The organism is Arthrobacter globiformis, from assembly GCF_030815865.1.
Classification (GTDB): Bacteria; Actinomycetota; Actinomycetes; order Actinomycetales; family Micrococcaceae; genus Arthrobacter; species Arthrobacter globiformis_B.
On sequence record NZ_JAUSXI010000001.1, the window covers coordinates 4273444 to 4285958 of the forward strand.

The following is a 12515-nucleotide window of genomic DNA, read 5'->3' on the forward strand; positions in this document are numbered from 1 at the left end:
CCCCTACGCCATTGGAGGGGTCGGCGGCCTTTGGGTGGCGGTTCATCTGGGAGTCATACCGAGGGGACCGGTTCCTGTTCGTGCTCGACGACGGCCGGAACCTTGGTGCCCCCGACTCCGAAGCGCGCGATCACCGTGGTGCCCCGTCCGGGAGCGGAGATCAACTGGAGCGTGCCGCCGGCCTCGCCGATGGTGTCCTTCATGATGCGCAGGCCGAAGTGTCCTTCCGGCGACCCCTGGCTCTGGTCGAAGCCGCAGCCGTCGTCCTGGATGCGGATCTCCGAACGGCGGCGGTCCTGATGGAGATGGAGCTCAGCCCTCGTCGCTTTGGAATGCTTGGCGGTGTTGGCCAGGGCCTCACGGGCCACCCGGTAGAACAGCGCCGCGCGGTCCCGGTCCAGCTCACACTTCTCCGGCAGGTCCAGCTCCAGGCTGATCCCGCGTTCTTCGAGCGGATCGCCGAGCCGGGCAAGTGCGCCGGAGAGGCCGAGGCGGTTCAGGTCCGGCGGGTACAGCTCGCTGGTCATAGCCCGCAGGCTGCGGACGTTGTCCTGCAGGATCCGCCGGGCGTCGGAGAACAGCGCACGTTGGCCCACCGGGCTGTGCAGTTCCTCGGACTCCATCACGTAGGACAGCCCCGAGAGCTCCTGGATCACCTCGTCGTGCAGGTCCCGGGCAATGCGCTGGCGCTCGAGCTCGGAGGCTTCGATGGCCCGGCGAAGCAGGCGGCTCCGGCCGGCTTCGTAGGCCTGGATCCTGCGTGCCAGCTGGACTGCCGGGAACAGCTGGGCAAGCTGGAGGACTGCAAGTGATAGCAGGAACGGCGGGACCATGCCGAACAGAACGGCAGCCTGCTCCTGGCGGACACCGTCGTCGTCGTAATAGGTCTCAAACACCAGCTTTTGCCCGTCGGGGGCAGTGACGGGCACGTAGACCTCCACGAGCTCGCCGTTTTCGACGTTGGGCGTGTTGACCTCGTCCTTCTGCATCTCGAGGTTGGCCGGGACGTCCCCGCCGTCCAGGATTTCTTGCGCCTCGTGCGGCAGGCCGAAGGTGTGGCCGATGAGCTTGAGGTCGTCCGAGTAGACGATGCGCCCGTTTTTGTCCCAGAGCCTGATCTCGAATACCGAGGACTCCCCCATCCAGGGGCGGAGGCGCTCCTCCAGCCGGTCAACCGCGGTGGGCTCGCCGGACAGGACTTCCTCGTCCAGCAGCGGCCCCACCACGTTGTTGGCCAGGTGGTCGGTGGCCTCCTTGGAGTTCTCCAAAGCATGGCGTTCCGCCTCGGACCAGATCCAGAAGGCCACCGGGGTGGTGACCACCACCAGGGCAACCAGCCCCATCAGCAGGAACCTCCGGACGGCCTTGAAAACCTCGGAATTGTGGTAGGCCGGCGATTCGAACGGGCGGAACAAGGCAGGTTTACGGAGCGATGGTCTAGCCATTGGACGGCTGCTCGAGCATGCCGCGCCGTGACGCTTCCATGACCGATTCCAGCTGCGAGTGGGTTCCGAGCTTGGCGAAGATCGCCTTCACGTAGCCGCGGCAGGTGTTGAGGGAGATGTCCAGCTTGCTGGCCACTTCCTTCGACCCGTGGCCACCGGCCATAAGCCGAAGCACATCTAGTTCCCGGGGGGTCAGGACGGGTCCGCCGGGCTCCATTTCGCGGGCCACGGGGGCCGGAGCGGGGGTGGACATGCCCAGCTGCGCCACCAGGGAGGGGTGCACAACCATGTTGCCTGCCCGCGCGTAGCGGAGGGTGTCCAGCAGGGTGGATAGCGATCCGCCCTTGGGCAGGAAGGCGCAGATGCCCATGGAGGCGGCGGTCCGCAGCGCTTCCGGCGTCGGGTCGCCGGTGAGCATGACGATCCGGGTGTTCGGGGCGTCAGCCAGGATGCGGGCAGCGGCGGTGAGGCCGTCACCGTCGGGGAGGTGGAAGTCCATGATCACGACGTCGGGCTTGAGGGCGATGCTCTGCTCCACGCCGCTCTTGGCGGTGGTGGCCGAGGCGACGCTCCGCAGGTCGGGCTCGCGGTCGAGGGCTGCTGTCAGCAGTTCGGTGAACGTGCTGTGGTCGTCGATGGTCAGGATGCTGATTTCCCGGGTGACTTGGGAAGTTGCCGGGAGCTGAGCACCCGAATCATTGAGGTCCATGTCATCCTCACTGGCGGCTGTTGCCTGGAGCAGCCGGGCGTGCGCTTCCCGAAGCTGGCGTCCGGGGAGGCAGCCGATCTCCTGGTCCATGACCCGGCGGCAGCGCCCGTAGGCCCGCAGTGCTTCCATGTATTGCCCGGATTCTTCCAGGCCCAAGATCAAGGCGGTCCAGGCTCGCTCGTTGATGGGATCGTCCACGAGCAGTTCGCTGGCGAGGGCCACCGCGCGCTCCGGGTGTCCGACGGCGACGGCGGCTTCAGCGGCCCGTGCCTTAATGCTCGCGACGCGGGCTGAGTGGAGCGAACGCTCTTCCTCTGCCCAGCCGGCCATCAGCTCATCCCCGAGCAGTGGCATGGAGGCGATGCCGAGGGCCTTCTCGAGCAGCCGGAAGGATTCCTCGGGTGAGGCGTGCCCGGCCTGCTTCAGAAGCTCGTCGAACCGGTCAAGGTCCAGGTCAACCATGCTGCGGTCGATCATGTAGCCTCCGGTGACTGTGCGGAGGGCTCCGCCCTTGCCGCTTCCGGGCTGAAGGTGGCGGCGCAGGACGCTGACGTAGCTTTCCAAAGTGGATAGTGCCTCGGACGGCGGCTGGCCATTCCACAAAACTTCGATCAGGTGGTTCTTAGAGACCGGGGTCCCCAGCTTGAGCAACAGGATTTCAAGGACCTGGCGGGGCTTGGGCCCGCCGAGCTCGTGGGATCCGATCTCCACGCCGCCGCGGCGGACACGGAGCGGCCCCAGGATGTTGATGGACAACTTCGTCGTTGTTCCACCGGTGTCTTCCATTGAGTTCGGAAGGTACTCGTCGTCGTTAACCCTCCGGGTCCAACGAGTATCTTCTGCAACAGTTTGTACCATTTTGTGCACCTACTATTCCCCATGAACTGCATTCCCCATGAATGGCTTGGATTCATACTTGTCACTCGGGCAAGTATGGGCACGAGTAGCGAGTACTCGAATTTCGGCGGGGCCACTACTTGGTTGGTTTCGCACCAAGTGGCCCATCACCAGGTTGGGGTGGCCCGCGGCTCCCCTGGAACCCCTTGCCGGGAATGCAGCGGCACCGCAAACACCAAGTTTTTCCCAAGAACCCGGGGCTAGATTCGTATTACCGCAGTAATAGCGGTGTGATTGCGATCCTCGTCCCCGGAGGACCGCCGAATCAGCGTGAAATGGGTGATCGAATGAGACAGACCATGGCCGGGCCGGGTACAACCAAGTATTCCGAGTACTCGGCGATGAGCGTCTTTGCCGACGGCCCCGGATTCGAAAAAAATTTTGCGTGGCCGGCCCTGCCTCGCGACGTATTACGTGCATCACACATCAGATTCGGCCAGGTGGACCAATGAACACGGCGGGCGCACTGCGCACGGAAGTACGTTCCGTCCGCTTCCGGCTGCTGGCCACGCTGCTCGTCTTCATGGCTGTGGGCCTGTTTGTCGCCGGCGCCGCCACCCATGCCGCCCAGCTGAACAGCCTCAATGACCGCGTCAACGCCGAGCTGCAATTGCCGCGCAAGAACCTGGACGAGCTCGCCAAGCGCGGCCAGCCCAATTCCGGCGCAGCTTACGCCTCCCTGAACAACCTCTTTACAACTTATCTGCGCAACGGGGCCCCCGGGGGCTACGAGTCAGTGATGACCGTGGTCCGCGGCCGCGGCGTCATCCTGCCCGCCGGAACGCAGCCGACCAATCTCAACACGGCCGCTATCACCGGCAACATGTGGGATTGGAGTGTGCCCCGTCAGACCGTAATGCGGGACATCGACCTCGACGGCCGGCAGGTCCGCCTGGCCATTACATCGGTGTCCCTCGCGGGTGGCCGCCCAGACCAGGGTCTTCTGATTGCCTCGAGCGAGATCGGAGCCCAGCGCGCGGAGGTTTTCGGTTCGATGTGGACCTTCGCTCTGGCGTCCATCACCACGCTCGCAATGACCGGTCTGGTGGGCTTTCTGGTCACCGGGCGGCTGCTGCGCCCCGTGCGGCGGCTCCGCGAGGCCACAGAGGCCACCACATTTGAGGACCTGACCAAGCGGGTGGAAGTGCCGGACAGCACCGACGACATCGCTCAGCTGGCCATGAACTTCAACCGAATGCTCGAACGGCTGGAGTCCGGATCCGACAACCAGCGCCGCTTCATCCACGACGCCAGCCACGAACTGCGCACCCCCATGACCATCATCCGCGGCTACCTGGAGCTGCTCCGGGCCGGGGACCCCGACGACGTGGACCAGACCCGCGAGCTGCTCCTGGACGAGCTCGACCGGATGCAGGAGCTGGTGGATGACCTGCTGATACTTGCCGGCAGCGGACGGCCCGACTTCGTGACGCCCGGCTGGGTGGAGGCGGATGACCTCCTGGAGGACGTCTTGAACCGCGTCCGGGTCCTCGGCGAGCGCCAGTGGCGGCTGGAGGCCAGGCCCGGCGGCCTCATCCGCGCTGACCGCCGCCGACTCACCCAGGCGCTGGAGCAGCTCGCCGCCAACGCGGTCAAACACACCTCCGCGTCGGACCGGATATCCATTGGCGGCGCCTGGGTAGAGGACGACGACGGTGCTCCCCAGGGCGGGCGGGCAGTAGTTGTGCGGGAGCTGGAAGCGCGGGACTCCGCATCGAGGGAGCTGGAAATCTGGGTCTCGGACACCGGCACCGGCATTCCGGCGGACGAGCATGAGCGCATATTCGAGCGCTTCGGCAAGGGCCGCAACTCGGCGGCCATGGAAGGCTCGGGCCTGGGCCTTTCCATCGTCAAAGCCATCGCCGAGGCACACGGCGGCACTGTGCTTCTGGAGTCGGAGGAGGGCAAAGGCAGCCGCTTCGCCCTCCGGATACCCTCCGGCGGCATAGATGAGAGCGATGAAACGGATGGCTCCGCCGCCGCGGACACCGGCGGCGGCACCGAGGGCTTCGACGCCAGGGATGATGCGCGACCCAAAAAACGGCGCGGCGGCGGCAAACCGAAGCTGGCCGGACCGGCGTCGGGCATTGAACTGGCCATCCGGACGGGAGGTACGCCTTGACGCGGATCCTGATCGCCGACGACGAGCCCCGCATTGCGGCCTTCCTCGCCAAGGGCCTCACAGCGGCCGGCTACACCACCACCCAGGTCTTCGACGGGGTGAAGGCGTTGGATTACGCGACGTCCGGGGAGTTCGACCTCCTCATCCTGGACATCACCATGCCGAGGATGGACGGTCTTACCGTCCTCAAGAACCTCCGGAACATGCACTCGACGATTCCAGTGATCGTGCTGACGGCGGCGGACAGCCTTGAGAGCACTGTGGCGGCGCTCGACGGCGGTGCGGACGACCACATGACCAAACCCTTCCGGTTCGAGGAACTGCTCTCCCGCATCAAGCTCCGGCTCCGCGGGGCGCAGGTCGTTCCTTCCGCCCCGACGTTCGTTTGCGGCGACCTGTCGCTCGACGTGAACCTCCGCACGGCCGAGATCCGCGGCCGCGTGATCGACCTGTCCGCGAGGGAGTTCGTCATGGCGCGGACATTCATGGAGAACTCCGGCAAGGTGCTCAGTCGCGAGCAGCTTCTGAGCCGGGTGTGGGGCTACCACTTTGAGGGGTCGTCCAACGTGGTGGACGTATACGTACGTTACCTGCGGCACAAGCTCGGCGCGGACCGCATCCAAACCGTCCGGGGTGTGGGCTACCGTCTCGTGTGCCTTGCCGCTGATGACACGAACGGCCATGGCGATCCGGTTTAAACCCCTTAACCGCGCTAGACTCGCCCCCGCCCGGCGATGAGAAGACTCTCATCTGCGTCTCATCCCTGCCTCACCTTCACACTTCAAAGTGAAGACACGAAGGAGGGCCGGCCCATGAAGAAGTGGTCGTTGCTGAGCATTCCGCTGGTGGGTTTCGCCGGAATAACTGTCTGGGCGCAGGCCGTTGCGGGGGCTCCGACAGGTACGGAACCCGGCGTGACTGTTACCGAAGGGGCCCCCCGCCACTCGGTCCAGAAGCTTGACGGATCCACGGAAAATCGGCGGCTGTCGCCAGCCACCGGCCCCACTGCCTCACCCAAGGCCACGTCGCCGGCGCTTAAATCGGCTCCGAACGATGCCACCTCCTCCCCGCTCTCCACGAAAGCAGCAAAACCGGCCCAGACGGCGCCGGCGCCCGATGACCCTTCCGCCGATTCCACCGAGGAGTCCGGCGTCGAGTTTGTGGAACCGGCCCAGGTCACTTCCCCGGTATCGGCACCCACCGACGATTCAACGTCCTCGAGCCAACTCGATGACAAAGGCGGTCTCTCCAGCAACAACGGCAGGAGTGGCAGCAGCAATGGCTAGGCGTACCCCGCGGCAATCCGAAGAAGCAGTTTCTCCCCGCAAGAAGGAGCCAGTGATGCACACGGAATTCCGCGACCTGTATGAACCCATCCCGCCGGAACGATGGGGGTCGACGGTGGACGCCCCCTTTGGCCAACCCACGACTGTTATGGTGGACGACTCAGAGCTCCATCAACAGGTCCTGGATATCATCCACAACGTGCTCGCCACGGCTGATCCGCGATCGGAGGTCCGACGCCGGCTCCTGCGCCATCTGGCAGAGAACCCCGGACATCCCGAACAGGCGCTGCTGGACCACCTGCGGGACCGGAACCGGCGCGGCGGACGTTCCGCACACAGCGGCCGGGCTGCAACAGCGGATCCGCACGTCTAGCAGACGAACAGCGCAGCACAGGCTGCCCCACAGACCGGGTACCCGCCGCGGCACGGGTACCCGACGTATGTCCGGCCCGGGTTGGTTATCGGGCTTGGTCCACCCAGTCCCTCAGAAGCCAGTCCCTCAGAAGAGCAGCAGCACGAAGCCACCGACGGTGCTCACGATGCCCACTCCGGTGAGGATCCAGCCGAGGACCAGGATGACGTTGTCGTGCTTGGGCGGTTTCAGGCCCCAGCGTGAAGGGTGGCAGAGGTCGTAGTGGAGCTCCACCTGGGTGCCGGCCACGAGGCCCCGCGCGACGTCGGAGTCCACCAGGGTCTGGCGCGAGACGTTCTCCTGGTCGGTCCAGCGAAAGCCGGTGAAGCCGCCGGCGGTGTAAACCTCACCCGTGGTCTTGGTCCAGGCGCAACGGCGCCGTTCGATAATTAGTCCCCACGCGAGCAACGGCACGCCGGGGAGGAAGCCCACCCACGTCATCATTTCCAGGATGGGGCCAAGTACATCCACGAGACCGCCCATGCACCAACTTTAGCCGTCAGCCAGCCTGCGTTTAGCCCCCGGGACAGCCCCCGGTTCAGGGCGTCAGCTGCCGGTTTCCTCGGGGTGCTCCCGGGCGCGCTTCGCTTCGGGGGTCTCGCCTTGCTGCGGGATGAAATCCGGGTCCAGCTTGGTGCTGAGATCGGTTTCGTCGCGGTCTGTTTCTGCGCGACCGGACTCTTCGGAAACAGCGCGGGACTCGTCTGGTTTTTCGGTCATGCCCCCAACGTAATCCCCCTGCCCAATGGAGTCGAGCATCCGGCAGGGCCGGGAAGGCCGGGCGAACAGCATGCACCCACCGGCCGGACAGGCGCCTCCCAGCAAACTGTGACACCCTTGTGACGATGACTTTCCAGCTCAGGGACCCCCGCCGTAAGAAGCAAGGCCGCCAGCAGCAGGGCCGTCAGAAGCCCCGCCGGCCTGCCGGACGGATGCGCCTCGCGGCGGGCACCGGCTTCCTCTTCGCCGTGGCCACCCTGGCCTGCGCCACGGGGCTCGCGGCCACCTACTACTACTTCGTCCGCACCACGACGGGCCAGTTCATCGACGAGTCCGCCCTGGTGGAGGCCGTGGAAATACACGGGCCCGCGGGCAAGGTCACCACCCGGTTCCTGGACTGGCTGCCCACCATCTCCCTGCTGATGGCCGCCGTCGTCGTTCTTCTAGTAACGGTGATTCACCGCCGATGGCGGGCCGCAGGCATTGCCGTGGCGGCGTGCGTCGCGGCGAACATCGCAACGCAGGTACTCAAGGACTTGCTGCCGCTGCGGCCGTTCCGGGGCGTAGAGACGCTGGAGCTGAACTCGCTGCCGTCCGGTCACACCACGCTGGCGGCGTCCGCGGCGGCGGCCGTGTTCCTGATGTCGTCACCGCGGTGGCGGCCGCTGGCCGGCTTTGTCGGCGGTACGTTTGCCATCGCTTCCGGGATGTCCACACTCGTGAACCAGTGGCACAGGCCGGCGGATGTGGTGGCGGCGTTCCTGGTGGTGGGCTGCTTCATGATTCCCGCGGGCTGGCTGATTCTCCGCAACGACGGCCACGAGTGGAACGTCTGGGACGGATTCGGCGGGCACTGGGGTTCGGCGCGGCTGTGGATCGGGCTGCCGATGGTGCTGGGGCTGGCCTCGGCTGCGGTGTCCGTGTATTCGCTGGTCATGATCGCTCCGGGCATCGGCCACGAGGGCAGCACCACCAACTACTTCTGGGCGGGCATCTCACTGATCGTGATCTCCGGGTACCTGGCCACCGTGGCCACGACGTCGCTGTTCGCGTATGCCGTCCGACGCCGGGACTCCCCTGGGCGCTGACCCCCCGCCCCTGTTCCCACCCAAGTAAGTAGCAGCAGAGGGCGTTCTGAGCCCTGGGAACGCCCTGTGCTGCTACCCAGTTGGGGTGGGCGGCCTTTACAACCGCAGCCCGGGAAGCCCACAATGAGTCGCACCACAGCCTCCACTGATTCAACAGTGCGCTGAAACTGGACCTGCGAAAGCAGAGGTGCGCGGAAATGAACGACCAGGCCGGGGCGGACAAAGCCCTGAAGGAAAAGCACCGGGCCATGTGGGCGCAGGGCGACTACCCTGCCCTCGCCAGCGAGCTCATAGCGGATCTGGGCGCCATCCTGGTGGAAGCCTGCAACATCAAACCGCGCCAGCGCGTCCTGGATGTCGGCGCGGGCGCCGGCAATGCGGCCATCCCCGCGGCCATGATGGGTGCCCGGGTTATAGCCAGCGACCTCACCCCGGAGATGTTCGATGCCGGCCGGCGGCAGGCTGCCGACCGCGGTGTTGAGCTCGAGTGGGTGGAGGCCGACGCCGAGAATCTCCCCTTTGCGGACGCCGAGTTCGACGTCGTCATGTCCTGCCTGGGCGCCATGTTCGCCCCGCACCATCAGGCGAGCGCCGACGAACTAGTGCGTGTCTGCAGGCCGGGCGGGACCGTCGGGCTGCTGCACTGGACCCCGGAAGGCTTCATCGGCCAGATGTTCGCCGCCATGAAACCCTTCGCGCCGCCCCCTCCGCCCGGCGCGGAGCCTCCGCCGCTGTGGGGCAGTGAGGACCACGTCCGTGAGCTGTTCGGCGACCGGCTGGGCAACATCCGGGCGCAGAAGCGGACCGTTGCCATCACGAGCTTCCGCCAGCCTGAAGACTTCCTGCACTATTTCAAGTCGCACTACGGCCCCACCATCTCCGTGTACAAGTCTCTGTCCGGCGACGACGGGAAAGCCAAGGCCCTGGACGACGCCCTCACGGAACTTGCCAGCACGTACATCGAAGCCCACGGCGATACGCCCGCCCAGATGGAATGGGAGTATCTGCTGCTCACGGCGAAGGCCAATGCCAAGCCCCAGGTAACCGGGCTGTGACGGACTCCCCCGCCTCGCGCCGCGCCCTTGAGGTGGCCTCCATTCCGTCCTTCCAGAGGATCAGCGAGCACCTCAACCATTCCACCTACGCCCGCCGCAAACATCTTCCCGGCATCTGCGACTTCACGCTGGGCAACCCGCACCAGATGCCGCAGGACGCCTACGTGGACGCCCTCCGGGACGCGCTCCACCCGCACGACGACCAGTGGTTCGCATACAAGACCAACGAGGTGGATGCCCGGGAGGCGGCAGCGGAGTCGCTGAGCCGGCTGCTCGATGTTCCGTTCGAACCCGAGGATCTGTACCTCACCACCGGCGGCTTCACCGCAATCGCCCTCGCGCTGAAGGCGGTTACCGACCCTGGCGACGAGGTCATCTACAGCCTGCCGCCCTGGTTCCTCTATGAACCGCTCGCTGTGGAGGCCGGACTGGTCCCGGTCAAGGTCCGGATCGACCTCGAGACCTTCGACCTCGATCTGGCGGCCATTGAAGCGGCCATCACGGAGCGGACCCGTGTGGTGATCATCAATTCGCCGAACAACCCCACCGGCAGGATCTACCCGCCGGAACTCCTCCGCCGGCTGGCAACCCTCCTCGACGAGGCGTCGGCGCGGATTGGGCGGCGGATCTACCTGGTGTCCGACGAGCCCTACAACAGGATCGTCTTCGACGGCGCCCGCTTCCACAGCCCCGCGGAGTTCTATCCCTACACACTGCTGGCCTATTCGTACGGCAAAACGCACTTGTCTCCGGGCGAGCGGATCGGCTACCTAGCGCTGCCGCCGAGCATGCCGGACCGCAAGGAACTCGGCAGGTCAGTAGAGGCGATGCAGTTGGCCATGGGCTGGATTTACCCCAACGCCGTGCTGCAGTACGCGCTTCCGCGGCTGGAGACGTTCACCATCGACGTCGGCCAGCTGCAGCAGAAGCGGGACCGGCTGGTCCAGGAGCTGGGCGGGATGGGATACCAGCTCCGGCCGCCCGAAGGCACCTTTTACCTGTTCATCCATTCCCCCATTCAAGACGACGGGGCCTTCACCGAGGCGCTCGGCCAAGAGGACGTCTTTGTGCTTCCGGGCGTCCTGTTCGAGACACCGGGGTTTTTCCGGATGTCCCTTACGGCCAGCGAGGACATGGTGGAGCGCAGCCTGCCCCACTTCCGGGCGGCCATCGAACGGGCGGGGCAGGACCGCCCCGAAGACGCCGAAATCAAGCTCCCCACGGGCCTTATCCCCATCATTCCAGCCAACCCAAGGAAACTGCCATGACCGTCCTGCGGACCACTCCGGAAAGTGAGGCGACCGGCCTCACCGCCAAGATTTACGACGACGATGTCCAGTCGCTAGGCTACGTCACCACGCACACCAAGACCATGGCGGTAAATCCGGAAGCTTATGAGGCGTTCGAGGCCCTCCTGGGCACGATCACAGCAGACATGGACCTCCGCCGTTACGAGCTGGTCACCCTGGCGGCAGCAGCAGCCATCGGATCCACGCACTGCAGGTTGGCCCACGGACGCAAGGCCCTGAAGACAATTCCGGAGGCGGAACTGCTGCTGATCGCCCGTGATTTTCGGAACGCCGGGTTGCCGCCGGCTGAAGTAGCCATGATGGAGTACGCAGAGAAGCTCAGCAGTAATGCTGCGGAAATGACCAAGGCAGACGGCCTCAGGCTTCGCGAGCACGGCTTCAGCGACAAGGAAATTATGGACATCACGCTGGCGGCGGCGGCTCGGAACTATCTGAGCCGTTCCGTGCTGGCCCTCGGCGTCGAGCTCGACCGGCCTCCCACATTGAGCTCAGAGTTGCAGGACGCCCTCTTGGCTTCGATGGAAACGCGCCGGGCCTAGCTGTATTACTGAATTACCGACCGGTCTGCCGTTAGCAGAACACAAACTACGGGACACTGATCCCGGCGGCGGTGCCGCCGGGAGTCACCGTCTTCCATAAGTTCGGGCTGCTGACCGGCGGCGGCGGGTCCCCGACAGAGTTGCGGGTTGCGGGCCGACGGACCCTAAAGGATTGGGGTTGCCGGCCCGGCACGTCAGGGGGGTGCAGTGCCGGGCCGGCCAGCTGGCTGAACGACCACTCGCGGCTGTGGCTTCGGACCAGATGGAAAAAGAGTGCCAGCGGTTCCTAGGGAAATCCCATTCAACCTTGGAGAACCGAGACCCCCCAATCCGGCGACGGCTACCCGCGTGTTCGCACGGCGAGGCCCGTTCCCGGCTGGGGGGACCTCGCCCTCTTCGGCGGTCCAAGGTTCACCGGTAAATCCACCATGACCTGGCGCAACAATTGCGGCAGACGGTACTTCCCCTCACCGGGATTGCCGGCAACGCCGCCGGTCTCAGCGCATGCCGGAAGGGCCCGCGGGGCGGCGCAGGTGGAAGGTGAATAAGATGATGACAACGGACCCGTACTCAGGCGGTGACAGCCACTGGCAGTCCCGCAAGCCGGAGAGGCTGCCTGCTCATCAGGCTGCCGGAGGACCCGCAGCAGTTACAGGAGGGACACGTTCCGGCGAAAAGCCCCTTCAACAGCCAGCGCACGATCCCGCCGCAGTCACCCCGCGGCGGCCCGCCCAGTGCGCTCCCCAGGGCGGCATACTGCAGCGCCAACTGATGCGGCTCATCGGCGAAATCCTCGGTGACGAAGGTCTGAGATCGGACCTCCGGTTGTCACTGCTCAGGCACATCTCCGAGCATCGAGGTCACCCCGAACAGGCAATGCTGGCGCATTTGCACGAGATCCAGGACAAAGGATGATGCCCGCCGCTTCCTGA

At 65.6% G+C, this 12515-nt stretch carries 13 protein-coding genes; 9 read left to right on the top strand and 4 right to left on the bottom strand.

Translation table 11 applies throughout. From position 1 onward, the window contains the following. Positions 1 to 53 precede the first annotated feature (53 nt). Complete coding sequence (locus QFZ33_RS19880) at positions 54 to 1445, bottom strand: sensor histidine kinase (protein ID WP_307030242.1); 1392 nt, start codon at positions 1443 to 1445, stop codon at positions 54 to 56. Further along, on the bottom strand, positions 1438 to 3012 hold the full coding sequence (locus QFZ33_RS19885; RefSeq protein ID WP_307030243.1) for a BTAD domain-containing putative transcriptional regulator: 1575 nt from the start codon (positions 3010 to 3012) through the stop codon (positions 1438 to 1440). Before QFZ33_RS19885 ends, QFZ33_RS19880 begins: the two co-directional genes overlap by 8 nt. Positions 3013 to 3499: 487 nt before the next feature. Here QFZ33_RS19885 and QFZ33_RS19890 point away from each other — a divergent pair, with 487 nt between their 5' ends. The 4 genes from QFZ33_RS19890 to QFZ33_RS19905 all read left to right on the top strand — a co-directional run bounded on the left by QFZ33_RS19890 (position 3500) and on the right by QFZ33_RS19905 (position 6832). Beyond that, on the top strand, positions 3500 to 5173 hold the full coding sequence (locus QFZ33_RS19890; protein ID WP_307030245.1) for a sensor histidine kinase: 1674 nt from the start codon (positions 3500 to 3502) through the stop codon (positions 5171 to 5173). Further along, positions 5170 to 5871 carry a response regulator transcription factor gene (locus tag QFZ33_RS19895; RefSeq protein WP_307030247.1) on the top strand — a complete coding sequence of 234 codons (702 nt, stop codon included), beginning with the start codon at positions 5170 to 5172 and terminating at the stop codon, positions 5869 to 5871. The genes QFZ33_RS19890 and QFZ33_RS19895 overlap by 4 nt, the downstream gene beginning before the upstream one ends. Before the next feature lie 114 nt (positions 5872 to 5985). Continuing rightward, a complete protein-coding gene (locus QFZ33_RS19900) occupies positions 5986 to 6459 on the top strand; it encodes a hypothetical protein (RefSeq protein WP_214846427.1) in 474 nt (157 codons plus the stop codon). Positions 6460 to 6514: 55 nt separating this feature from the next. Beyond that, the gene (locus tag QFZ33_RS19905) at positions 6515 to 6832 is read left to right on the top strand and encodes a hypothetical protein (protein WP_307030249.1); all 318 of its coding nucleotides are present in this window, start codon (positions 6515 to 6517) and stop codon (positions 6830 to 6832) included. A 126-nt stretch (positions 6833 to 6958) separates the two neighbouring features. Here QFZ33_RS19905 and QFZ33_RS19910 read toward each other — a convergent pair whose 3' ends face one another. Beyond that, complete coding sequence (locus tag QFZ33_RS19910) at positions 6959 to 7354, bottom strand: hypothetical protein (RefSeq protein ID WP_307030251.1); 396 nt, start codon at positions 7352 to 7354, stop codon at positions 6959 to 6961. A gap of 63 nt (positions 7355 to 7417) precedes the next feature. Further along, complete coding sequence (locus QFZ33_RS19915) at positions 7418 to 7591, bottom strand: hypothetical protein (RefSeq protein ID WP_307030253.1); 174 nt, start codon at positions 7589 to 7591, stop codon at positions 7418 to 7420. Between the two features lie 125 nt (positions 7592 to 7716). Here QFZ33_RS19915 and QFZ33_RS19920 point away from each other — a divergent pair, with 125 nt between their 5' ends. From QFZ33_RS19920 to QFZ33_RS19940, 5 genes are all read left to right on the top strand, one after another. After that, positions 7717 to 8679, top strand: a complete 963-nt coding sequence (locus tag QFZ33_RS19920) for a phosphatase PAP2 family protein (RefSeq protein WP_373427301.1) — start codon at positions 7717 to 7719, stop codon at positions 8677 to 8679. Between the two features lie 197 nt (positions 8680 to 8876). Next, positions 8877 to 9734, top strand: a complete 858-nt coding sequence (locus QFZ33_RS19925; protein ID WP_307030255.1) for a class I SAM-dependent methyltransferase — start codon at positions 8877 to 8879, stop codon at positions 9732 to 9734. Further along, positions 9731 to 11002 (top strand): aminotransferase class I/II-fold pyridoxal phosphate-dependent enzyme, encoded by a 1272-nt coding sequence (locus QFZ33_RS19930; protein ID WP_307030257.1) that lies wholly within the window; start codon positions 9731 to 9733, stop codon positions 11000 to 11002. Before QFZ33_RS19925 ends, QFZ33_RS19930 begins: the two co-directional genes overlap by 4 nt. Continuing rightward, entirely contained in the window at positions 10999 to 11583 is a 585-nt protein-coding gene (locus QFZ33_RS19935; RefSeq protein WP_307030259.1) for a carboxymuconolactone decarboxylase family protein, read from the top strand. Before QFZ33_RS19930 ends, QFZ33_RS19935 begins: the two co-directional genes overlap by 4 nt. A gap of 549 nt (positions 11584 to 12132) precedes the next feature. After that, on the top strand, positions 12133 to 12498 hold the full coding sequence (locus tag QFZ33_RS19940) for a hypothetical protein (protein WP_307030260.1): 366 nt from the start codon (positions 12133 to 12135) through the stop codon (positions 12496 to 12498). Positions 12499 to 12515 lie beyond the last annotated feature (17 nt).